The following is a 23833-nucleotide window of genomic DNA, read 5'->3' as shown; positions in this document are numbered from 1 at the left end:
TTAAAGATACTCATACCATTTTCAGTATGAGTTTTTTTAACATAAGTTACAAATGTGGTATTAATTTATTTAAAATTTTGCTATAATTGACAAACTATATTACAATGTTCCTCGGAGGTATATAATGATTCACCCTGGTACAGTGAAACCCAATAGTAGAAATAGCATCTTTAGATATCTCTATCAAACTAATAAGCCTTTGACAAAACAGGAAATTATGGTTGATCTTGGGTTAAGCCTACCAACAGTTACTAATAATATTAATCAAATGATAAAAGAAAGCCTGTTAGTACAGAGTGTTGACGAAGATAGTATTGTAGCTATAGGACGTAAACCTCGGGTTATCAGTGTGAACTCAGAAGCTGCTTTTACAATTGGTATTGATATAAGTAAACATCATGTCACCTTTGTTGCTACTGGATTATTCGGGGAGCTAAAATCAACTCAAGTCAGAGAATTTGAATTTGAGAATACCTCATCATATTATACGCAATTGATGCAATTCGCATATCGTTTCATCCAGTTATCAGAAATTGAATTCCAAAAAGTTATTGGGGTTGGTATTTCTATACCTGGAGTTGTTAAAACAAATCCAAATACAATAGTTTTTTCTCCTGAATTGGGAATTGAAAATGAAGCAATACCAAAAAGTTTTAACAAATATTTATTTCCAGTCTGGATTGAAAGTAAAGTAAATGCTGGTGGAAAATATGAGATTGGATTAAAAGAGACCCAATTGCATAATTTATTATTCTTGTCTTTAGGTGAATATGTTGAGAGTTCATTTTTTGTAAACAATGTATTATATAACGGAAATAATGGGAAAGGTCTTCAAATAGGTAAGTCTATTTTTAATATGGGTAGAGATCAGAAGGATTATGATGATACTTGTACTGTACAATCTTTCTTATCTACCAAAGCATTGTTAATTGGTATAGCAGATAATTTAGAAGATTTTATGAAACTATATAATGAAAAAAATCCTAAGGTGTTAGAAAGAATTGAAACCTTTATAGATAATCTTGCTAAATTATTAGTTAATTTAAGTTATGGTCTTGATTGCGATATAGTAATTGGAAGTGAATTATCCTTTTTCTTAGTAGATTATCTAAATATCATAAATGACAAAGTCTACCAAATTACATCGGTGGACATGAATCCAATTAGACTTTGTAAATATCCTAAAAAAAGTTCAGCAATTGGTATAACTTATCATTTTATTCAAGATTTCATTGAACAAGTTTAAAAAAAGTTAAAATTCAATAATATTAAAGATTATATAATGTTGCATTTACACTTCTAAATTTAAAAAGTTTCCGTGTAAATACAACATATTAGTTAAAATTAAGTGTTTAAATATTTTTTATAGGTTGCTGCACTTTCTTTGTTACTAAGAGCTTTAGCCATGGCTAAATAAATTGGATAAGTTTTTTCATAATAATATTTAAATCCACTACAGAGGTAGTTTTGCATTCCAGTATCTCTCTGGGTAATACGATTTTTAGGACAACCTCCAAAGCATAATTGTAGATAGGGACAATCTAAACATTCTTTAGGCAACGTACTAAATTTATTATAGCCAAATTCTATTTGATTTTTATTAGATATTATTACTTCTAAGGATTCTTTTATATTTCCAATATAATTTTTATCAAAGACAAAATGATCACAACTATAAATACTTCCATCATGCTCCATAGCTAGAGCTCTACCACAATATTTATTATGAGAACACATGGATGAGGGAAGCCCCATATATTGAGCCAGTGTTAAATCAAAATGTTGAACAAAAATTTTTCCAATATCATTTTTACTCCAATGTTTAAAAATCTTTGTCATAAAAGTCCCCCATAATTGAGGTTCTACACTGTATTTGGTAATGGACAAATTTTCATCAACTTCAACAATAGGGATAAATTGCATATATTTTGAGCCAATTGATTTTAAAAACTCATATACTTCAATTGGATATTTACTATTTACATTATTTACAGTGGTTAAAGTATTAGATTCTACATTATATTTTTTTAAAAGTTCTAAGCCTTTAAGTGTTTTATCAAAACTACCATTAGATGATTTATTCCTTCTATATTTATTATGAAGATCTTTTGGTCCATCAATACTAATACCTACTAAAAAATTATTAGCTTTAAAAAAGAGAGCCATTTCCTCATCTATTAAAGTGCCATTAGTTTGAATACTATTGTGAATATTATAATTTTTATAATTATATTTCTTTTGTAATGAGACACCTTTTTTAAAGAAATCTACACCTAAAAGAGTAGGCTCTCCTCCTTGCCAAATAAATTCAATATTTTTAGTTATTTTAGATTGGATAGAAATATAATCTTTAATAAAGATCTCCAGGATTTCATCAGAAATGATGAAATCCTTTTTATCTATATAAGAATAATTTTTATCTTTATTTACATAATAACAGTAATCACAATTTAGATTACAAAGAGGGCCAATAGGTTTTACTATTATGCTAAAAGGATATAAGTAAGTAGTAGTTTTCAAAATAGTTCCTTATAAATTAATCTGATATATCTTCTTTTTCTGGGATATCCCAAGGTTCAAATTCTTCGAGTCCGACCCTTTCTCTATAATCTTCCCATAGTTTATCAAGCTTATTAACAATTTCTGGGTACTTATTAGCTAAATCATTTGTTTCTGTTCTATCAGTAGATAAATCATAAAGTTCCCATTTAATAGGAGTTTGAGTTCTTTTACTCCATACTGCTTTCCAGTTTCCTTGTATAACACCACGAGCTTGTTGATGTGAGAAAAAGAGAGTTCTTTGAGGAAGTTCTTTAGCCTCCGTTATAGTGGGATATAAACTAATACCTTCATAATTTGGAATTTTGTGATGATTAAATTCCTTAGGATATTCAGCTCCACTTAATTCTATTAATGTTGGCATAATATCAATTAAATGAGTAGCTCCAGGTACAAAGTTACCTGGGTTAGGAATTTTATCAGGAAAGTTAACAATTAAAGGAGCACAAACACCACCCTCATGGGTAAAGTGTTTATACATTTTAAAAGGAGTATTACATAAATTAGCCCAGCCACTACCGTAGGAGAGATATGAGTTTTTCCCTCCCATATTTTCAAGATCTTTTCCTTTATGTAATTCAGTAATACCTTTTCTGCTTTCTCCATCGAATCCAAAAGGACCCCATTCGTAACATGCACCATTATCAGATGTAATTATAATAATAGTATTTTCATAATCTCCAGTTTCTTTTAAATGTTCAACAATTTTACCAAAGCCTTTATCTACTCTATTTACCATAGCTGCATATATTCCCATACGTCTAGCTAAATCTTTTCTTCTATCTTCATCTAAAGAATCCCAAGCCGGATTTTGAAGACCAGAGTAGCCATTAGCAATATCATCATCATCTATTGGAACTTGAGATCTTTCTGTTAAAGTCCATGACTTTGGATCAATAATTCCTAATTTAATCATATTATTAAATCTTTCTTCTCTAAGTTCATCCCAACCGTTTAGATATTTTTGATAATATTTTTCTACATCTTCTTTAGGAGCTTGAAGAGGGAAGTGGGGAGCAGAGTGCCCTAAGAAGAGAAACCAAGGTTTATCTTCTTTTTGTCCTTGTTTAATAAATTCAAGAGCATAATCATTAAAAACATCAGTAGCATAAAAATCTTCTTTTGGAATATTAATTTCTTTTTCATGATTTTTAGGAAATCTTTGATAAAAGTCAGCATCATAATAATCATGAGAGTGATTCATAGAGTATCCATAGAATTCTTTAAAGCCTCTATCACAAGGATTAGTTTTTTCATGCATATGCCATTTACCACTATAATAACAATTATAGCCAGCAGGAGTTAAAACTTCTGCTAAGGTGACGCAATCATCTCTTAATCTACCTAGGTGAGCAGGACCTTTAGTAGGATGTGGTTCTATACTAACAAAATCAGCAATACCAGCTTGAGGAGGATATAATCCCGTCATAAGAGCTGCTCTACTTGGACAACATCTTGAAGAATTATACATTCCTTCAAAACGTAAACCTTCATAAGCCATAGCATCAATATTTGGAGTATCAAGTTCTCCTCCATAACAGCCTAAATCTGAGTATCCTAAATCATCTAATAAAACAAAAAGAATATTTGGTTTTTGTGAGTTCATAAATTATTCCTAAATTATTAAATTATTTGAATAGTTTTTTATATTATTAATGTTTAAATATGAAACTTAAAAATAAAAAATTATATTTTTTATATAAAAATCTAACCATTATGATTATAAATTAAATTTATAATATGTATAGTATTTTTTTATATAATTTTATATACAATAAAGAGTTAACGATAATTTTTAGGATTTGTACAAATATGCTCTTATTGAATAAGCATTATTGTTTAAATTATGGGTTATAAATATATAATGTTGTTACATCGTATTAATTTTATATCTAAAATTAATTTATAGATAAAATATTTATTGGGGTTGCTCTAGATAAGTTTGTTTCAAATTATGTAATTATAAATTGTATAAACAAATTTAACAAATTATTTTTTAAAAAAGAAGCCTTAAGGATTCTAAATTTAATTCAGATTTTAAATAATTCAAGAATAATTAATAGTAGGATAATAATTAGTGTTTTTTTAATATAGTTTTTGTCATATATTATTAATTAAAGAAAATAAGAAAAAGTAATAAATATTTATTTGCCATGACAAATTGATAGAATTGATTTATTATTATTTATTAATACAATATGTATTGAGGAAGAGTCATATGAACGATAAATGGGAAAAAAGTGAGAAAGAATTTATTGATAAATTAAAAAAGATATTGATTGATTCTTATTTTATTGGATTAAATTTTTATCAAAAAAATGATTTAATAACAAAAGTATCAATTATAAATAAAAAATGCGAATTGGTAATTGATGAAAAAACGCTAAATGAAATTAAAATAAAAAAAATTGATTCAATCTCAATTGATGATATTCTATCAACTATTCAGCAAAAAGAAATACAATTGGGATTGGAAAAAAGTACTGGAAAAGAAGGTTATCGTAAAATAAAGATTGATATACAAGAAAAAAATATAATAGATAAAGAAACTTCAAAAACTTTAATAGTATTAAGTATATCTGATTTAGTCGAATTAGATTATATAGATAATGTTCAAGATTTAATAAACAAAATAAAAAAATATGAACTCCATAATACGGATGATAATAAACCAAACTTTATTTATTTTAGAGGTAACCAATTGAATTTTGATTTATCAACTTCATTATATAGGAATAATGATGCTCAATTACCAAAATTAGAACATATACTTAATAATAGAGCAATACAAAGTATGCCTAATGATTTTGATGGATGTGAAAGCTTTTTTGATAAATTAACTATTTTAAAACATTTTAACTGTCTTTCGCGTTTATTGGATATTACAAAAAGTTCATTAGTCGCGAGTTTTTTTGCTTTGGATAAATATAATGAAGATGAAACGGTTGAATATGGGCAAATCCATTTAATTTTTCCTAAAGATTTTGATAAAATCAAAAATTCTCAAAATAGTGATTCTGTATCATTATTAAGTGCTTTAAGCACAACTAATAAAAATTTAAATTTTTTTGGGATTAGTGAAAAAATAGTTGCCCTATTAGAATATTTAGATGATTATTTTAATCAAATTAGTTATGATATTAATTCTTACATAGCAAACGAGCTTGAGAAAATAATCTTAAAAATAAACAAATTAATCGAATGTAAAAAAATTAAGAATTGGGAATTAGTAGAAACTCTTATTAAAACTTTAGATAAAGAATATTGCAAAAAAATTAATAAAACAAAATATTCAAAAGCCAAGTATAATAAACTTACGATTTATCTAAACTTTTTGTTAAATGAAATTAATGTTTTTGATAAATTTTTAGGAGAATTGCAACATCAAGCTGAATTAATTAACTCTTCATTTAAAATTTTTACACCATCAATTAGAGATATAGATACTTATTATATAGTTCATCCTTCTCTAAACAACAAAAGAATTGTAAACCAACAAGGTCTATTTCTTTTGATTGGAGCAAAATTAGATAACAAAGAAAATCAATTTATTAAAGGTAACACTTCTTATTTAAATATATTCGAAAATGATGATAGAAAAAGAGTTGTTTTTATTATTAATAATAAAAAAAATAAAGAAAACAAAAAAGGAGAATTTTATAAAGAATTAGACAAATATTATAATATAAATAAAGGTTTTATTTATCCTGAATTAGAGAGAAAAATTAATCAAATAAAATATGAAGTTCTTGAAGAATATTCAGATATAAATATATAGTAAATGTAGAAATATAATATTAAAAATTTTAATTAAATTAAGTTTTGATCATGAAGCTAAGAAGGGCTAAGATATTTGCCTAGATAAAAATAATTAATTGAGAATTCAATTATTCAACTTTCCAGAATTTTTTACCATCATATGCCCAGCATTGATCTTTACCATTTTCTTTGGCTCTATATAAGGCTAAATCAAGAGAATGGAGTAATGGATTAATATCACAATCAAAATAGTTTTTACCATAAGCTACTATACCCATACTAACTGTTACATAGGGTTTTATAGGGGATTTGATATTTACTATAGGATTTTCTTTAATTTTATCTTGTATATATTTGACAACATTAACACCATCATTAAAATCTTTAGCTTTAAGACAAATAATAAATTCTTCACCACCAAATCTATAAGCTGCACCATCATAGTTTTTAACGCTATCAATAAAGATTTTGGATATTTTTTTCAAACAAACATCGCCTTCAAGATGTCCATAGGTATCATTATAGATTTTAAAATGATCTATATCTATTGAGATTAAAATATATGGAGTATTATCGTTTTTAATATTGTATGCGATGTTTTTTAATTCATCATTTAAATACTTTTTATTATAAGTTCCAGTTAAATAATCTGTTATGGACATAATATAAAGTCTATCTTTTTGTTTTAAGATAGTTTCTTCATTTTTTTCAATTATGTTTCTTGTAGTAGTAATCAATCTATAAATAAAGATAATTATAATAAAATAAACTAAAGTCCAATCTGCTAAATCTTGAATATAAGCATGCTTAAATCTATCAAAGAGGTGAGGGAATTTATATTCAAAATATACAAATAACAAACAATAGAAAATAGTAATTGAAACTAAAACCTTTCTAGCTGTTTTTGAAGCAAGAGCTCCAACAAGCCCTATAATTACCGTTATATATATACTAGAAGGACTTGTAATATTTCCAACTATAATTAATCCAAAAGGAATAAAGAGTATTACATATGTAGCAAGAACTTTATCAATAAAAGCTGTTAGTTTATCAACATCTTTTATTTTAGTACTGTATTTAATAAAGAAAGGAGCTGTTATAGTTAAAGCTAACCAAAAGCACATTTGAGAGATTGTTTTATGGAAGATAATAAAACTAATAAGGGTTATAAGACTTACAATGAATATATAGGATTGAACAATTACAAAAACATGAGTTTTATAATGGTAATTGTTTTTGTTTGTTAAACAATCCTTAATCTTTGTAAAATATTTAGTCATTTATACTTCCTAGTAATATTATAATAACATGATAATTGTTATTTGTTTATAATTTTTTAAAAAAACTATTAATTTGCAGATAAAAACTGCAAATTAATAGCTCAATTAACATATTTTAATATTATTAATATTAGTTAAATATAGAAAGTATATTTATATATATTGTAACTTTTTATTTAAGAGCTGCTTTTTCGCCTTCAACAATTTTGATACCAGCACTAGCTCCAATTCTAGAAGCACCAGCTTTAACTAAGTTAATAGCTTCTTCGTAAGAGTGGATACCACCGCTAGCTTTAACACCAGCTTTATCACCAACAGTTTCTCTCATTAATCTAACATCTTCAACTTTAGCACCAGCTGTTGAGAAACCAGTTGAGGTTTTAACAAAATCAGCACCAGCTTTTAATGATAATTCACATGCTGTTATTTTTTCTTCATCACTTAATAAGCAAGTTTCAATAATAACTTTTAAAGTTTTATCTTTACAAACATCTTTTAGTGCTTTGATGTCAGCTTCAACAGCATCAAAGTTACCAGCTTTTAATTCACCGATGTTGATAACCATATCAATTTCATCAGCACCATCTTCAATAGCTTGTTTTGCTTCAAAAGCTTTTGCTTTTGTAGACATAGCACCAAGAGGGAAGCCAACAACAGAACATGTTTCAACTGAACTGTTTTCTAATTCTTTACTTACTGTAGAAACCCAGTAAGAGTTAACACATACAGATGCAAAAGAATATTCTTTTGCTTCCTTACAAATTTTGATTATCTCACTTTTAGTAGCTTTAGCTGCTAAAAGAGTGTGATCGATATAAGAAGCTATTTTCATAAACATTTCTCCAATTATATAAATAAAGTAAAAATCCTATTAAGAATTAAAACTCTTTAGTTTGCGAAAAAGAAATTTAAGTACAAATTAAAATAAGAATAAGACCAAGAGAAAAAGTATTAGTAATAATTTTTTCTTTTATCCAATAAACTTAAAAATAATATATATACCCAACAATCTCCTTTGTACTTATTTTGCAATTGTAATATGATAAGATGCCTTCTCAAATTCATTAAGAAAGAAATGAGAAATATCTTTATCAATTATAATTTCATCTATTTTATCAAGAGGTAAAATTTGGGCAAAATGTGTTTTGCCTAATTTACTATGATCGCATAATAAAATTCTCTTTTGTGAAAGACTGAGTAAAGTTTTTTCATTTTTAGATAGCATAATATCTGAAATAGTAGCCCCATGTTCTATAGTGAAACCATTAGATGAGAAAAAGAATTTATTGATTGAGATGTTTTTAGGTAAATCTACATTATCAATAATATAGTGGAATTGATTTCTAATAACACCACCAATTATAAAGATAGTAAAGCTTGTATTTTGCTCTAAAAAGCAAGCTATTTTAACATCATTAGTAATAACAGTTAAATTCTTTTTATTAACAAGAGCTTTAGCTAGGGCATAACCACTAGATCCAGTAGAAATTCCAATACTATCTCCATCTTCAATAAAATCTAAAGCTTTTTTAGCAATAAGAGTTTTTTCATCTATCATAGCTTTTTCATTTTCAGTAGATGGAATTTCTTTATCATCTTTAATTTTTAAAATAGCACCACCATGGGTTCTTTTGATAAAGTTTTTTTTTTCTAAAAGTTTTAAATCGTTTCTAGCAGTAGAAGGGGATATATTAAAAATTTCACACATTTGAGGAACATCAATACGATTGTTTTCTTTAAGAATTCTTAAGATTTCTTGTTTTCTTTCTTCTAGAAAAATGGAATTTTTAGCCACATTTATCCTCCACACAAACTAATAATAACTTAGGATAAATAAAAAAACAATAAAAAAAGAGTTAAAATAACAATAAACGATAAAAAACACTAATAAACAACAATAAAGAAATATAAGATAGGGCAAAAAAAATTGCCACTAATTAAAAATTAAAGCAACCTAAATTTAAAATATTATTATTAATTATAATTGAATTCTCCAAAAATCATTACCATTAGAAGCCCATGATTGGTTTCTACCATTTTCTTTAGCTTTATATAGAGCATCATCAAGAAGATGAAGTAAATAATTAACATCATAAATTCTATCTTCCTTTTGTGCTAATATAATACCAGTACTAAGGGTAATAAATTCATCGGTAGGAGAGTTAGCATTAATAATAGCTTTAGACTTTAGATTATCATTAATATATTTAAGAGAGTTTATGCCATCATTAAAATCTTCTGTTTTAAGAGCAATAACAAATTCTTCCCCACCAAATCTAAAAGCATAGCCTTTATTATCCTCAAAACTATTTTTTAAAATAGTTGAGACTTCTTTTAAACAGATATCACCCTGAAGGTGTCCATAAGTATCGTTGTATAGTTTAAAATGATCTATATCGATGGCAATAAGTATAAAGGATTCTCCTTTATGATTTAAATCAATAATTAATTGTTCTAAAATTTCATATAAATATTTTTTATTATAGATTTCAGTTAGATAATCAGTAATAGACATGATATAGAGTTCATTTTTTTGTTCCACAATAGTGTTTCTATCAGTATTAGTTATGTTAGTAATAGTAGAATATAATTTAATAAAGAATAAAATCCCTATAATAAATGAGAAAGCCCAGCTAATAAAATTTTCCTGGTAAGTTGGAATTTTAATATTAAATACAGTTGGGTATTTATATTCAATAAAAATATAATAAAAACAAAATCCTATAATATAAATATTTAAGAAAGTTTTAACTTTTCCTGTAGTAAGTAAAGCTACAATCGTAAGACCTACTATAATATATAAGGAAGAAGGGGATGTAATACTTCCAGTCATAAAGACACCAATAGGAAGTCCAGCAACTATATAAATAGATATTACAAAATTAATAAATTTATTTAATTTAACTTCATTTTTAAATCTTAAAGAAATTTCTCCAAAAGTTAATGCAAAAATAGAAAAAACTCCCCAGAAGCAAACCTCAATAGGTTCTGGATTAGAAAAAATCAATAATTTAATAATAACTGATAAAATAGATAAGAAAAAAAGATAGAAATGTGTCACTGCAAAAAGTTGAGCTTGGAAAAAGTATTTACTACTGTTTTTTAAGAAATCAAAAAAATTTAATTGTTTTGCCATTTCTATTTTCCCTATAGTGACGGTGTATTTTTTAATATGAGATCATTTTTTTGTCTTGTGTATAATAAGAATTATTTTTGTCTAATGCAAGACAAACCCCTAAGAGGAATATTAGCATATAAAATATTAGGTTTCTAGACAAATTTGATAGAATCATTATACAAATTAAAATATAAATAAAACTAATATAATTAATTTTTTTAATAATCACCAATTAGTATACTAATTGTATATTAATAATCTTTCAAATAATAAATGTAAAAAATACATAATTAATTGTAAAAATCTACATTGTAAAAAAGTATCAAAATTTAGATAAAATAATCGTTTTATTTCATAAAAAACTTATGTTACTAATAATAAATATTATTTTTTAAAAATAAATTTTTATCTATTTATGTCAATATTGTTATATCAAGTTAGTATTTTTAAGCAGTGAAAAAAATAAGATATCATATTAATGATATTTTTAATTCTTTAATAGGTATATAATAAGCATAAATATACAAAACTAGTACAAAATTGTACTAAAAGGTGCTACCTAAAAAATATTTGATAAGATAGCGAAAATAGTTTCGTTAAAGATTGTATGTAATATAACAAACGCACATTATATTTTTAATTCTTATTGCAAGAAACATAAAATTAGAGTAATATTCAACTGATATTTATGAGGAATTTATATACTAGTTTAGGGTGAAGTGGGGGCTTTACTTTTAACTATCTTGGTTATACCGATATATATATACAGGGGTTTCTATTTTTACGCTTAAATAATATATAGCTATACTCATATTTTCATGTATCGATTTTCAATTAATTGATATACGCTGATTAGTCGCGGTATTAATATTGAATGGAAATGTGGAATATGCTATACAGAAATTAAGCTGTATTGGATTTTCATGTCCCTAAAATATTAATAAAAATCAATCTAAAATCTCGACAATCAAAAATAATTCTTTAGGAAATAATAAGTTATAATGTATTCAAGAAAAGTTAGAATATCAGTACTAGTAGTAGCTGATATAATTTCATTTATAGTAGCATTTTTAATATCAATGTTTATAGTATATGGTTCAATTGTTAACTTCTATAAAATAGCATTGATTATTATTTTATCCCAAGTAGTATGTCTTTCAATATCTAAAGTCTATAAAGTTAGAATATTAGATAGTTCTGTAGAATTAGCTATAAGAGGGATGAGTTTAATACTTGGTGCAATTATTGGTTATATTATAACTTTCAGATCAAATATATTTGAAATATACAACTTTAGATTATTAATGAGTTATTCATTAATGTCTTATGTCTTTGCAATGGGGTATAGAGTATTATATAGATTTGCTATGAACCATAAGAATGTAAGACAATATCATGGTAATAGCAGTTTAAATGACTGTAGAGAAAAAGCTGTGGTATATGGTTCAGGTGAAATCGGAAAAGCATTAGCTAGACAATCCATAGTAGGTAAACTACCTTATCATATATTAGGTTTTATTGATGATGAAGAAGTAAAAAATAATTCCCTAATATTAGATAAGCCAGTATATGGTAACTTAGATAATCTAGAAGAAATCTTATTATCAACAAAAGCTAAAGTATTAATTATAGCAATAACACAATTATCTGCAGACAAAATGCAAAAAGCTGTTTCAATTGCAAATGCAATTGGCAGAGAAGTAAAAATTGTTCCATCTCTTTTTGAATTAGAAAATAGCAATAAGAAAACTATAGATTTAAGAAATGTTGATTATGCTGACCTTTTAGGCAGAAAGCTTATAGAAATAGATAGAAAACCTATAAGAGAAATGATAGAAGGAAAGGTAGTACTAGTTACAGGGGCTTGTGGAAGTATAGGAAGTGAAATATCAAGACAAGCAAAAGGCTATAATCCAAATAAGTTAATACTAGTTGATTTTGATGAAAGTTCCTTACACGATAGTGCACTTAGATTACTTAATTACAAATCTGAGTGGAGTGATGAAGTAGTCCCAGTATTATGTGATATAAGAAATAAAGAGAAAATAGATACAATAATAGCAAAATATAAACCAGATATAATATTCCATGCAGCCGCTTATAAACATGTTCCATTAATCCAACTTTATCCAGAAGAAGGTATTAGAACTAATGTTGGCGGCTCTTTTAATGTATTAACTAGTGCTGCAAAAAACAAAGTAAAGAAAGTTGTAGTAATAAGTACAGACAAAGCAGTTAATCCAACAAATGTAATGGGTGCAACAAAGCGCATGGTAGAATTAGAAGCTGCAATGCTTAATGAAGAGAATCCTGATACTGAATTTGTATGTGTTAGATTTGGTAATGTATTAGGCTCTCGTGGATCAATGCTTCCATTATTTATGGAAGAAATACAGGCAGGGGTAGATATTACCGTTACAGATAAAAAGATTATTAGATACTTTATGGCAATACCAGAAGCAGTATCTTTAGTCTTTTTAGCAGGCTCCATAGGGAAAGGTGGAGAAGTAATGGTATTAGATATGGGACAACCAGTAAACATATATGAGTTTGCTCAAAAGCTAATAGAAATGTATGGGGACCCCAGTAAAAACAAAATTAGAATAACCGGCCTTAGACCAGGAGAAAAAATGTATGAGGAACTTCTTGCAAATAAGGATAATACAATCCCAACCTCAAACAAATTAATCTTCAAAGCTAAAGTAACAGGATCTCTAAACAAAGAAGAATTTAAGCAAATAATAAAAGACTTAAATGTCTTATCACCAAATACCCTAAAACAATGGGTAAAAGAAACTGTAGCTGAATTTGACGAAGCTAAATAAATAAAAATAATAGGCTACAAATCATGAAATTTTATTTAATAATAAAAAGATTAATAGATATAATACTCTCTTTACTTGGAGTAATAATATTATCACCTATTTTTTTGATACTAATTATTTCAATAAAATTAGATTCAAAAGGTCCCGTATTATTTAAACAAAAAAGAGTTAAAATTCATAAAAAGCATTTTAATATATTGAAATTTAGAACAATGAGAATTGATACCCCTAAAGATGTACCAACTCATATGTTAGAGAATCCAGAGCAATGGATAACTAAAGTAGGTAAGTTCTTAAGAAAAACTTCTTTAGATGAATTACCACAAATAATTAATATATTAAAAGGTGATATGTCTATTATTGGCCCAAGACCAGCATTATGGAATCAATATGATTTAATAGCTGAAAGAGACAAGTATGGAGCAAATGATGTTCCTGTAGGTCTAACTGGTTGGGCTCAAATAAATGGTAGAGATGAATTACCTATAGAAGTAAAAGCTAAACTAGATGGTGACTATACCAAAAAGATTGGCTTCTTTTTTGATTTAAAGTGTTTTTTTGGAACTATAATATCAGTATTAAAGAATGATGGGGTAGTTGAAGGTAAACAAGATAAGTCTATATAAAGCTGTTATTATAGTCTTAAAGCTTATTATAAGGAAGAAAATGTATGAAAATTATTTTATTAAATCCTCCATTTTTGAATAAATATTCAAAAAGTTCTCGAAGTCCTGCAGTAACAAAAAGTGGAACAATATATTTCCCTCTTTGGTTGTCTTATGCTGCTGGTGTATTGGATCAAGAGGGGCATGATTTGATTCTTATTGATGCCCCTGCTAGATGTATTGATAATAATGAAACATTAAATATTATTGAAAAATTTGCTCCAGAATTAATAGTTGTTGATACTTCTACTCCTAGTATTTATAATGATTTGGAGTTTTCTAAGGCTATTAAAAATATACTTCCTACGGTTAAAATTTGTTTAGTAGGGACGCATGCTTCAGCTTGTGTTGAAGAAATTTTTACTGATAGTCCTTTTATAGATTTTATTGCAAGGCATGAATATGATTATACAATTAAAGAATTAGCTAAAAAATTAAATAAGCCAAAAGAATATAATAGTATAAAAGGTATTAGTTTTCTTGATGTAAATAATAATATTGTTAATACTCCTGATAGAGATTTAATACAGAATTTAGATGAACTTCCTTTTGTGAGTAAAGTATATAAAAAATATTTAGATATAAATGATTATTTTTATGCTCATGTTAGTTATCCTACAATTAGTATATTTTCTAGTAGAGGTTGTCCTTCAAAATGTTTTTATTGTATGTATTCTCAAGTGATGTTTGGCAAAGGTTTTAGAAAACGTAGTGCAGAAAATTTATTCGAAGAATGCGTTTACATAAAAAATAATTTTACTGATGTAAAAGAGATCCTTATAGATGATGACAATTTCGCAGTTGATCAAGAAAATGTAAAAGCTTTTTGCCGTTTATTGATTAATAATAAAGTTAATTTAAAATGGACAGTTCAAGTAAGAGTTACTTTAGAATATGACACAATGCTTTTAATGAAAAAAGCAGGTTGCAAACTTTTAGTTGCTGGATTTGAAAGTGGTAATCAGAATATTTTAGATAACATGCATAAAGGAATAACTCTTGAACAATCTTTAAATTTTAATTCTGCTGCGAAAAAGGCAAAACTTCGTGTTCATGGTTGTTTTATGGTTGGAAATCCAGGTGAAACAAAAGAGACAATGATTCAGACATTAAACTTTGCAAAAAAGTTGAGGCTAGATACTGTCCAATTTTTCCCATTAATGGTTTATCCAGGAACTGAAGCTTATGATTGGGCAAAAAAAAATAATTATATAAAAGCTAATAATTATAGAGAATGGCTTAAAGACGATGGTATGCATAATTGTGTATTATCTACTGAGAATGTTTCTAGTGAAGATTTAGTGAATTTTTGTGATTATGCTAGGAAAAAATTTTATCTACGTCCTAAATATATTTTTATGAAATTGGGAGAGTGTATTACCAGTAAAGAAGATGCAATCAGAACCTTTAAATCTTTTGGTACATTTAAGAAATATTTATTTAAAAAATAATTTTAAATAAATCTTGGGAGAAATTTTATGAAAATTCTATTATATTGTGTATTTTATTTATCAATTTTTTTGCCAATATTTACATATATTTTTTATCCAATTGTATTGAAAATCTTGACTCTATATAAAAATAAAATTTATAAAGTGGATACATATTATAGGCCGAAAGTATCTGTATTGATAGCAGCTTATAACGAAGAAAAGATTATAGAAGAAAAAATTTTAAATTTGCTTAATTTGGATTACCCAAAAGAAAAAATTGAATTTATTATTGGTTCAGATGGTTCTAATGATAGAACATTAGATATTTTAAAGAAATATGTTTTTTTAAGTAACTTTAAAGTATTGGATTTGAAAAGAGGTGGCAAAGTAAATGTTTTGAATCATTTAATAAAAGAAGCTAATGGCGAAATATTAGTTTTTTCTGATGCAAATACTATGTTTGATTCTATGGCTATTAAAGAGTTAGTAAAATTTTTTGTAGACACTAATATTGGATGTGTTAGTGGACAGCTCAGATATAAAGTAGATAAATCATCTGGTGTTGGAGCAAAGTCAGAAAGTTCATATTGGAAATATGAGAATTATATTAAAATCTTAGAATCAAAACTAGGACGGCTTTCTGGAGCTAATGGAGCAATTTATTCAATTAGAAAAAATTTAGTAAACAAAATGCAGAAAAATATAATTAATGATGATTTTTTTATTTCAACAAATATTATGCAACAAGGTTATGATGTAATAATGAATACTAAAGCAAAGGCATATGAAGAGCCAAATGATAATTTTGAAAGTCAATTTATTCGTCATATTAGAGATGGTGCAGGGCATTATCAAGCAATAGTAATATTTTGGAAAATGCTATTTTTTAGGAAAGGAAGTTTTGTATATTTCTCACATAGGATATTAAGATGGTTAGTACCTTTTTTTTTGATTTTAGCTTTTGTTTCAAATATATTTTTAATAGGGGATTTAGCTTTTTTTAATATTTTTTTTGGATTACAGTTATTTGTATATTTAGGATTATTAATATATTATTTTTTTTATTTGAAAAAAGGAATTACAATTAAATATATTAATTTAATTTTTTATTTTTTTTCTGTTAATTTGTCTCTTTTTATTGGTTTTGTTCAGCTTATAAAAAAACAGCAAAAGTCTACTTGGGAAACTCAAAGATAAGTTATTCGTTGAGAACAAATTTGAATTATAGGAATAGAGAAATGAAATTAGATTTTATATGTTGTAATTTTGGATCGCATAAAGATGGTATTGGTCATTATAGTAAAAAAATATATGATACTTTTCTTCAAAATTATAATCAGATTGATTTAGCTATATATACTGAATATACTTATGATTTTAATAAAATGCATTTGTTTTTTTCTTTCAAAATGACAAAGACTATATTAAAATATATTATAAAAAATTTTAATAAAAAACGTGATTATTTAATCATTGAATATCCTTTTAACGAATGGAATCCTTTTTTATTAATAACTTTTTTATTGCTAAGATTCTTTTGTTCAATAAAAGGTATTACTTTTATTCTTTCTTTACACGAATATAGTAGATTGCATTTTTTTAGAAGAATTTTTATTAGGGTATTACTTTTAGTGAGTAATATTATTTTAGTTACAGATATTAATGAATTTTGCGAAATAAAAATTAACACAAAAAAAATCTTTGAGAGGGATATACCAAGCAATATTATTCCTTCAGATATTTCATCATGTTATAACAAAAAAAATAATTTATTTTCTTATTTTGGATTAATAACAAACAGTAAAGCATTCAATGAGATGTTAGAGGGATGGTTATCTTTTAATAAAGAAAATAAATATGAACTTTATATATGTACTAGTAGTAAATTAGAATTATTAAATCCAAATTTAAATGGAGTAAAAATTTTTTATGATTTAGATGATAATGAAGTTTCTAATATTTTATCAAAAAGTCAATTTTCTATTATACCTGTTAAACCTTATGTTAGTAATAGAAATGGAACTTTAAAAGCTGCATTGATGCATGGAAGTATTCCAATTTGTAAAATTGATAATAATCAAGATACTGATTATAGGGATATTTTTATTGATATGGACGATTATGAACCAAATGAATTTATTAAAGCCTATTCCAAAGCTATTTCATTAAGTTTTGAAGAAAAAAATGAATTAAAATCAAAAGCTATTAAAGTAGGCGAAAAATTTTCTGTAGAAGCTACTTGTAGTACTATTATTGATATTATTAAAAATTTTAAAATTTAAGGATCTTTTATGGATTTTGTTCGAAAAATAATACTAGCTATTATAGTTTATATCATGATTTTATTTCCAAATATAGGTGCTTCTGGTCCACAAACAATTATTTCTTTATCATATATTTTATTATATGTGTTAAGAAATAATTTTGTTATTAGAATTCCTAAATTAGTTAGGTATATAATTATTTGTATTATTGTTTCATTTTTTTCCATTTTTATAAATTCTATTATTTTTGTTGAAAGAATTGATAAATATTATTTTGTATTTTATGTAAAAAGTTTTATAATGTCCGTTTGTATTTATTTATTATTAATAGAATCAAAAATTACAATTAAAGATTTATTCAAAATTTTATTAATAATTTTATCAATTAATGTATTAATTACTTGGATTCAATATTTTGATATACTTGGTTTTAGAGACTTAGCTTTAAAAATGAATAGGAATTTTATAATTAGTAAATATGTTACGTATAGATCTATGGGATTAATGTCAGGCTATGATTTAAATGGTATTATGTTAGCTCTAACTTCTTTATTATTTATACTTTATAGTGATATTTTCTCAATGAGAAAGTATAAAAAATTTTTTTGCTTGATATTTGCGATTCTGTGTGGTTTAAGTACGATACTAGCTTCAAGAACTGGAGTTTTATCATTCATAATAGTAATATTATTTTATTTAAGTTTTAAGATTTTTATTGGGGATTTAAAGAGTATAATAAAAATATTATTAATTGTTTTTTTTATGGTATTCTTTTTTTTAACTTTAGTAAATTTATTATTTCACGATTATCAAGACCAATTTTATTCTTCTTTTACATTAATGTATGAAGCAATAGATAGTTTTAAAGCAACTGGAAAATTTACTACAAATTCTTTTAGTTCTACTTTGGAAAATCATTATTTTTTACCAAATAATTTACGTGTATTATATTTTGGTAATACTTTCCCTAATAACTTGCAAAATAGATTTTCAGATGTAGGGTATATACAAACAATAAATGGGTTAGGAATAGTTGGGTTAATTGCGATGATATTTGTGCATCTTTCATTTCTTAAACAATTATTAAATTTGAATAAATATTTAGTTAGTGATAAAACTAATTCTAATAACAGCGAGAAAAAAATAATTGATAATTTATCTTTTTTTTGTTACATATATATTATTATTATATTTATTACTTGTTTCAAAGGTCCTTATTTTTTTTCTGATGGTATTTTTTACATTTTTATTTATATTTATAGTTTATTAACGAAAATTAGTTATTCTATAGGAAAAGAAATTATTAAATAAATATAGTTAAGGTGGTTTTATGAAAATTCTATATGTTACACCAGAAGCTCCAGGACAAAAATCAGGTGGACAGATTGCTGTAAAGCAAACACTAGATTCCTTTCCTAAAGATATTGAACTTATCTATGTTGGTCCCTTTTGTCATGATATTGAAAAATGGACTAAGAAATATTTTTTTTTAGAAAAATCTAGTCAATTTAATAGACTTAAAACATATTTAAAATTTCAAACTAGTGTTTATTATTATAGTTGGACTAAAATTAGAAAAAAAATTAAATGGGAAGATATTAGTTATATTTTTATAGAATTTAGTAGATATGATTTTATTATTAAATCTGCAAAAAAACATAAAATTAAAGTAATATCTAGAATACATAATATAGAAGTAGATTATTCAAAAAATGAATTTAAATTAGACAAAAATATAAAAAATTTTATTATATATTTTTTTTCGAAAAAAAAAGAAAGGATAATTGTTAATAATAGTTATTCGATAATTTGTTTGACAGAAAATGATAAAGCAAAACTAAATAAAATTTATTCCATTAATAATAAAAAAATATATGTAATACCAATTTGTGTTAACACTAATCATTATTTAATAAAAAATGAATTTGACTCGAATAGAATTAAGATTTTAATTACTGGTTCTTTGTGGTTTGGTCCTAATTTAGAGGGTATAGAATGGGTTATTAATAAAGTTTATTCTTCTGTTAAAAACATTATTGAGCTATATATCGTTGGATCTAATCCTGCGAATTCTTTATATTCAATTGTAAAGGGAAAGGAAAATATAAAAATTTATGCTAATGTTGAATCCATGGATAGCTTTTATGATATGTGTGATATTGTAATGATTCCTATCTTTTCTGGAGCTGGTATGAAAGTGAAAGTTGCTAATGCTTTATCTTATGGTGCTTTAACTTTATTAACTCCAGAAGCAAAAATTGGATATAATATTTTTGATGGTTATGATTGCTTCATTGGAAAAAATGAAACAGAATTTATTTCTTGTATAAAAAATTTGAATACAAAGACTTCTATTGAAATAAATAATATTCGAAAAAATGCTTATAATACCTTTTGTAAAAAATATTCAACAACTGCTAGTATTAGATATTATAATGATTTTTTTAATACTATAAACAATTAAAAAATTTAAGAGGTTTTTTATGACTGATAATATGATATCTATTATTATACCGACACATAATCGTTTGGAATTATTAAAAAAAGTTCTTCCATATTATATTAAACAAAAATTTATTAATGAAATTATCATTGTAGATGATTGTAGTACGGATGGAACAGAATTTTTTATTGTTAATAATTATCCTAAAATAAAATATATTAAACTAAAAAATAGAAGTGGTGCTCCAATTGCTAAGCAAATAGGTCTCAATAATGCTACTTCGGATTATGTTTTATTTGGGGAAGATGATTTATATTTTGATATTGATTATAGTGAGATTTTATTAAAACATTTGCAAAAGCAAAATGCTGATATTATAGCTGGAAGAATAATATATTTAAAAAAGAATGAAACAAAATATGAAGCATTGAAAAGGAATGATGTAAGAACAACCGTTTTATACGATAAAGATTTTAATAATAATTTTAATAGTATTCTTGACGACGATAAAGAAGTTTTATTCTTGCATGGTTGTTTTATGGGTAAACGAGATATATTAACTAAATTTAAATATGATAAAAATTTTAGAGTTAATGGGTGGCGAGAAGAAACTGATTATCTTATTCAAATAAAAGAAAGTGGTTATAAGATTATTTTTTGTCCACATACAATTTGTTTTCATTTATGCAGAGAAAATGATGCTGGAGGTCAACATTCTTATTCTCGTTTTAAATATGAATATTGGGTATATAAAAATAATTATTATTTTTATAAAAAGCATTTTTCTTTTTTCAAAGAAAATAAATTAGTAAAAATGACTCCTTATTTGTATAATAATATTTATTTTATTCGTAGACTAAGCAGTCTTGTTTATAAAAAATTAAAGAAAAATAAGTAAAGTGATTTAATTATGAAGACATTAAAAATAGTTATAATAACCCCTTACCAAAATTATTTTGGCGGTGTAGAGCAGATAAATGAACTTATAAAAGTTTTATTTGAAGGATATGGGCATAAAGTTGATTTTTTTACTTTAGAAAATGTCAAAAATAATACTAATATTAATTGTTTTATGAAGAAACTTATTGGAGATCCTTATTTATTATCAACTGAATTTAATAAGCAAAAAAATAAATTTGATATTGTTATTTGTAATGGGGAATTTTCGTTTGGAATACATCATCCCAACTGCATTAATATTTTTCATGGGTCGTATTATGGATTTAATAAATATTTAAATGATTGTGTAAATTTTAAAACTAAAATTGGTTATATTAAGAATTCAATAATACAAAAAGTAGGTGCAAAAGATAAGTATGTGATTGCAGTATCTGATTTTATTTCAGAAATTTTAGAGAAACAGGGAATAAAAGTAAACAAAATAATTAATAATGGAGTTGATATTGATTTATTTAAACCTATCTCAAATTTTAAACGAAATGGATATATCTTTGTAGGTTCTAATAATTACTATGCAAAAGGTTTTGATATATTAGAAAATTTAGCTGCTCAAGGTGTTTTAATAAGTTGTGTAACTAATAAAAAACCTTCAGATTCATTAATCTGGATAAAGAATATAAAAAATCATGACCTTCCTAAAATATATAATAAATATAAAGCTTTAATTTTCCCAAGTAGATTCGAATCTGTTGGATTAGCACCATTAGAAGCTATGGCGTGTGGTTTACCTATTGTAATGGGCCCTGTAGGGATTGGATTAAAATTACAAAAAGAAATTCCTGAATTTGTAGTAGATCGGTGGGATTCCGATTCAATTAAAGAATACAAAGAAAGATTAGTTCTTTTCGATAATAATTATGATGAATTTTCAAGGAAAGCAAGAGATTTTGTTGTTAAAAATTATGATTTAAGTTTTTTTAAAAAGAATTGGATTAATACGATTGGAGAATTACAAAATGATTGATTGGAAAATAAAAAATAATGTAATTTCAGAATTAATTCTTGATGGAGATAATATTATTTACCCTTGGGGTATAGAAACAGCTGATTCAAGTGCTTTTTTTTCTTTGGAAAGAAATGTTGGTTATAGATATGAAGTAATTAATTCAAGCTATAACAAGAAAAATAATTTATACGAATATAAAGTTGAAACTAAGATGTTTGAAGGAGGATTTGTATTAACAGGAAAAGATTATTTAAAGGATAATCTTATAAATAGAAAAGTATCACTAGAATGTTTAGAGGATTCTTTTTTTATGGATTTTGTAATGAGATATAGATTCAAAAAAGAATTTTTTCAATATGCCGTAATTAATAATAAAATAATAGAACACAAGTGTAGTAATATATATTTTCAATATCCTGTAAAAACTGTTAGTTTAATTGGTGAAAAATATAATATTAGTATAAAAATTATTGATTATTATTGTAGTGAATTTATGAATCCATATATGTATGTAAGAGATCATGAAGATGAATGGGTAGTACATGTTAGAATGATTCCAATAAATTGGGAAAAGATAGTAATAAAACTATGTAATAATTGGTATAAAACTAAACCGCTACCCCAAAGATTTTCAAATATTATTTTAAAATCAAATAGGTTGAAACAGTATTTATTATATCATAATGAAAAAACTCCTTATAATAATTGTATTTTAAAAATAATAAATCCTAATGCATTTCCTATGATTAAATTATGTAAAGGTAGTAAAATAAAGTGGGATGTAAATCTTGATATTGTAACTAAGGATAATAAATGAATAATGTTAGTATAATTATTCCAACTTATAATAGAAGTGATATGTTAGATAGGTTATTGGAAAGTGTTATTAATCAAACCTATAAAAATTTTGAGGTGATTGTTGTTGATGATAATTCCAATAATATAGAAGCTTATAAGAAAGTTGTTGATAAATATAGTAAGGCTATTAATGAATTTACTTATTATAGAAATGCTGAAAATAAAGGGGCTCCTTACTGTAGAAACTTGGGGATTAAAAAATCAAAATATGAATTACTTGCCTTTGTTGATGATGATGATGAATGGCTACCGGATAAATTAAAACTTCAAGTAAAAAAAATTATTAATAATCCTAAAATTGGGCTTGTATATACTTGGACAAATGCTGTTGATGAAAAATATAATGTTTTATATGAATATAAATATTCTATTAAGGGTAATGCTTTATATGAAATATTAAAAAAATGTTTTATTCCATCTCCTTCTGTAATGGTGAAAAAAACAGTATTTGATAAAACTGGATTGTTTGATGAATCTTTTCCAAGTTGTCAAGATTGGGATATGTGGACAAGAATTTTTGCTGAAGGTTATCATTGTGATGTTGTAAAAAAAGTTGTTACTTTATATCATAAACATGAAAATCCTACTATTGGAACGAGTAAAAAAGCTGCTATTGGTTATCGTTTATTTTATAGAAAACATATGTTTAAATATATAAAAGTATTTCTTAAAAAATTTGAGATAAAACAAATTATAATTGCAATTATAAAGGCTAAAGGGTAA

At 25.1% G+C, this 23833-nt stretch carries 19 protein-coding genes; 13 read left to right on the top strand and 6 right to left on the bottom strand.

The genetic code is table 11. The annotated features are described in order from the left end of the window. The first annotated feature begins 124 nt into the window (after nucleotides 1–124). A complete protein-coding gene (locus tag ACZ5RS_RS12865) occupies nucleotides 125–1246 on the top strand; it encodes an ROK family protein (RefSeq protein ID WP_464636091.1) in 1122 nt (373 codons plus the stop codon). A 98-nt stretch (nucleotides 1247–1344) separates the two neighbouring features. On the opposite strand, the gene ACZ5RS_RS12860 is transcribed toward ACZ5RS_RS12865, so the two are convergent. After that, nucleotides 1345–2520 carry an anaerobic sulfatase maturase gene (locus tag ACZ5RS_RS12860; protein ID WP_464636089.1) on the bottom strand — a complete coding sequence of 392 codons (1176 nt, stop codon included), beginning with the start codon at nucleotides 2518–2520 and terminating at the stop codon, nucleotides 1345–1347. Between the two features lie 16 nt (nucleotides 2521–2536). Beyond that, nucleotides 2537–4165 (bottom strand): arylsulfatase, encoded by a 1629-nt coding sequence (locus ACZ5RS_RS12855; RefSeq protein ID WP_464636087.1) that lies wholly within the window; start codon nucleotides 4163–4165, stop codon nucleotides 2537–2539. A gap of 612 nt (nucleotides 4166–4777) precedes the next feature. Here ACZ5RS_RS12855 and ACZ5RS_RS12850 point away from each other — a divergent pair. Continuing rightward, nucleotides 4778–6337 carry an FRG domain-containing protein gene (locus ACZ5RS_RS12850; RefSeq protein WP_464636085.1) on the top strand — a complete coding sequence of 520 codons (1560 nt, stop codon included), beginning with the start codon at nucleotides 4778–4780 and terminating at the stop codon, nucleotides 6335–6337. A 109-nt stretch (nucleotides 6338–6446) separates the two neighbouring features. Here ACZ5RS_RS12850 and ACZ5RS_RS12845 read toward each other — a convergent pair whose 3' ends face one another. The 4 genes from ACZ5RS_RS12845 to ACZ5RS_RS12830 form a co-directional block, all read right to left on the bottom strand. Next, nucleotides 6447–7598, bottom strand: coding sequence for a GGDEF domain-containing protein (locus tag ACZ5RS_RS12845; RefSeq protein WP_464636083.1), 1152 nt, complete (start codon nucleotides 7596–7598; stop codon nucleotides 6447–6449). 172 nt (nucleotides 7599–7770) lie between these two features. Continuing rightward, a complete protein-coding gene (gene deoC, locus ACZ5RS_RS12840) occupies nucleotides 7771–8430 on the bottom strand; it encodes a deoxyribose-phosphate aldolase (RefSeq protein WP_464636081.1) in 660 nt (219 codons plus the stop codon). Between the two features lie 189 nt (nucleotides 8431–8619). Then, the gene (locus tag ACZ5RS_RS12835; protein WP_464636079.1) at nucleotides 8620–9393 is read right to left on the bottom strand and encodes a DeoR/GlpR family DNA-binding transcription regulator; all 774 of its coding nucleotides are present in this window, start codon (nucleotides 9391–9393) and stop codon (nucleotides 8620–8622) included. Between the two features lie 183 nt (nucleotides 9394–9576). Then, on the bottom strand, nucleotides 9577–10734 hold the full coding sequence (locus tag ACZ5RS_RS12830; RefSeq protein ID WP_464636077.1) for a GGDEF domain-containing protein: 1158 nt from the start codon (nucleotides 10732–10734) through the stop codon (nucleotides 9577–9579). Nucleotides 10735–11717: 983 nt separating this feature from the next. Between ACZ5RS_RS12830 and ACZ5RS_RS12825 the strand changes: the two genes are divergently transcribed. The 11 genes from ACZ5RS_RS12825 to ACZ5RS_RS12775 all read left to right on the top strand — a co-directional run bounded on the left by ACZ5RS_RS12825 (nucleotide 11718) and on the right by ACZ5RS_RS12775 (nucleotide 23833). Then, nucleotides 11718–13541, top strand: coding sequence for a polysaccharide biosynthesis protein (locus tag ACZ5RS_RS12825; RefSeq protein WP_464636076.1), 1824 nt, complete (start codon nucleotides 11718–11720; stop codon nucleotides 13539–13541). A 23-nt stretch (nucleotides 13542–13564) separates the two neighbouring features. Then, the gene (locus tag ACZ5RS_RS12820; protein ID WP_464636074.1) at nucleotides 13565–14167 is read left to right on the top strand and encodes a sugar transferase; all 603 of its coding nucleotides are present in this window, start codon (nucleotides 13565–13567) and stop codon (nucleotides 14165–14167) included. Between the two features lie 44 nt (nucleotides 14168–14211). Next, complete coding sequence (locus ACZ5RS_RS12815) at nucleotides 14212–15657, top strand: B12-binding domain-containing radical SAM protein (protein WP_464636072.1); 1446 nt, start codon at nucleotides 14212–14214, stop codon at nucleotides 15655–15657. 144 nt (nucleotides 15658–15801) lie between these two features. Then, nucleotides 15802–16836: a glycosyltransferase family 2 protein gene (locus tag ACZ5RS_RS12810; RefSeq protein WP_464636070.1), complete on the top strand. Its 1035-nt coding sequence runs from the start codon at nucleotides 15802–15804 to the stop codon at nucleotides 16834–16836. Between the two features lie 41 nt (nucleotides 16837–16877). After that, a complete protein-coding gene (locus ACZ5RS_RS12805) occupies nucleotides 16878–17921 on the top strand; it encodes a hypothetical protein (RefSeq protein ID WP_464636068.1) in 1044 nt (347 codons plus the stop codon). Nucleotides 17922–17930: 9 nt separating this feature from the next. After that, nucleotides 17931–19214 (top strand): O-antigen polymerase, encoded by a 1284-nt coding sequence (locus tag ACZ5RS_RS12800; RefSeq protein ID WP_464636066.1) that lies wholly within the window; start codon nucleotides 17931–17933, stop codon nucleotides 19212–19214. Between the two features lie 19 nt (nucleotides 19215–19233). Then, nucleotides 19234–20367 carry a glycosyltransferase gene (locus ACZ5RS_RS12795; protein ID WP_464636064.1) on the top strand — a complete coding sequence of 378 codons (1134 nt, stop codon included), beginning with the start codon at nucleotides 19234–19236 and terminating at the stop codon, nucleotides 20365–20367. A 19-nt stretch (nucleotides 20368–20386) separates the two neighbouring features. Then, nucleotides 20387–21244, top strand: coding sequence for a glycosyltransferase family 2 protein (locus ACZ5RS_RS12790; protein WP_464636062.1), 858 nt, complete (start codon nucleotides 20387–20389; stop codon nucleotides 21242–21244). A gap of 12 nt (nucleotides 21245–21256) precedes the next feature. After that, nucleotides 21257–22270, top strand: coding sequence for a glycosyltransferase family 4 protein (locus ACZ5RS_RS12785; RefSeq protein WP_464636060.1), 1014 nt, complete (start codon nucleotides 21257–21259; stop codon nucleotides 22268–22270). Further along, nucleotides 22263–23069, top strand: a complete 807-nt coding sequence (locus ACZ5RS_RS12780; protein ID WP_464636058.1) for a hypothetical protein — start codon at nucleotides 22263–22265, stop codon at nucleotides 23067–23069. The genes ACZ5RS_RS12785 and ACZ5RS_RS12780 overlap by 8 nt, the downstream gene beginning before the upstream one ends. Continuing rightward, complete coding sequence (locus tag ACZ5RS_RS12775; RefSeq protein WP_464636056.1) at nucleotides 23066–23833, top strand: glycosyltransferase family 2 protein; 768 nt, start codon at nucleotides 23066–23068, stop codon at nucleotides 23831–23833. Before ACZ5RS_RS12780 ends, ACZ5RS_RS12775 begins: the two co-directional genes overlap by 4 nt.

This window comes from Pleomorphochaeta caudata, assembly GCF_055395745.1.
The sequence above is the reverse complement of the archived record's forward strand: the minus strand, read 5'-3'. Positions and strand labels throughout refer to the sequence as shown.

Bases quoted from the DNA above. Each gene is read 5' to 3' on its own strand.
- ACZ5RS_RS12850 (WP_464636085.1), top strand. From the start codon at position 4,778: ATGAACGATAAATGGGAAAAAAGTGAGAAAGAATTTATTGATAAATTA.
- ACZ5RS_RS12795 (WP_464636064.1), top strand. From the start codon at position 19,234: ATGAAAATTCTATATGTTACACCAGAAGCTCCAGGACAAAAATCAGGT.
- ACZ5RS_RS12825 (WP_464636076.1), top strand. From the start codon at position 11,718: ATGTATTCAAGAAAAGTTAGAATATCAGTACTAGTAGTAGCTGATATA.
- ACZ5RS_RS12790 (WP_464636062.1), top strand. From the start codon at position 20,387: ATGACTGATAATATGATATCTATTATTATACCGACACATAATCGTTTG.
- ACZ5RS_RS12855 (WP_464636087.1), bottom strand. From the start codon at position 4,165: ATGAACTCACAAAAACCAAATATTCTTTTTGTTTTATTAGATGATTTA.
- deoC (WP_464636081.1), bottom strand. From the start codon at position 8,430: ATGAAAATAGCTTCTTATATCGATCACACTCTTTTAGCAGCTAAAGCT.
- ACZ5RS_RS12785 (WP_464636060.1), top strand. From the start codon at position 21,257: ATGAAGACATTAAAAATAGTTATAATAACCCCTTACCAAAATTATTTT.
- ACZ5RS_RS12780 (WP_464636058.1), top strand. From the start codon at position 22,263: ATGATTGATTGGAAAATAAAAAATAATGTAATTTCAGAATTAATTCTT.
- ACZ5RS_RS12820 (WP_464636074.1), top strand. From the start codon at position 13,565: ATGAAATTTTATTTAATAATAAAAAGATTAATAGATATAATACTCTCT.
- ACZ5RS_RS12805 (WP_464636068.1), top strand. From the start codon at position 16,878: ATGAAATTAGATTTTATATGTTGTAATTTTGGATCGCATAAAGATGGT.
- ACZ5RS_RS12815 (WP_464636072.1), top strand. From the start codon at position 14,212: ATGAAAATTATTTTATTAAATCCTCCATTTTTGAATAAATATTCAAAA.
- ACZ5RS_RS12845 (WP_464636083.1), bottom strand. From the start codon at position 7,598: ATGACTAAATATTTTACAAAGATTAAGGATTGTTTAACAAACAAAAAC.
- ACZ5RS_RS12800 (WP_464636066.1), top strand. From the start codon at position 17,931: ATGGATTTTGTTCGAAAAATAATACTAGCTATTATAGTTTATATCATG.
- ACZ5RS_RS12830 (WP_464636077.1), bottom strand. From the start codon at position 10,734: ATGGCAAAACAATTAAATTTTTTTGATTTCTTAAAAAACAGTAGTAAA.
- ACZ5RS_RS12865 (WP_464636091.1), top strand. From the start codon at position 125: ATGATTCACCCTGGTACAGTGAAACCCAATAGTAGAAATAGCATCTTT.
- ACZ5RS_RS12775 (WP_464636056.1), top strand. From the start codon at position 23,066: ATGAATAATGTTAGTATAATTATTCCAACTTATAATAGAAGTGATATG.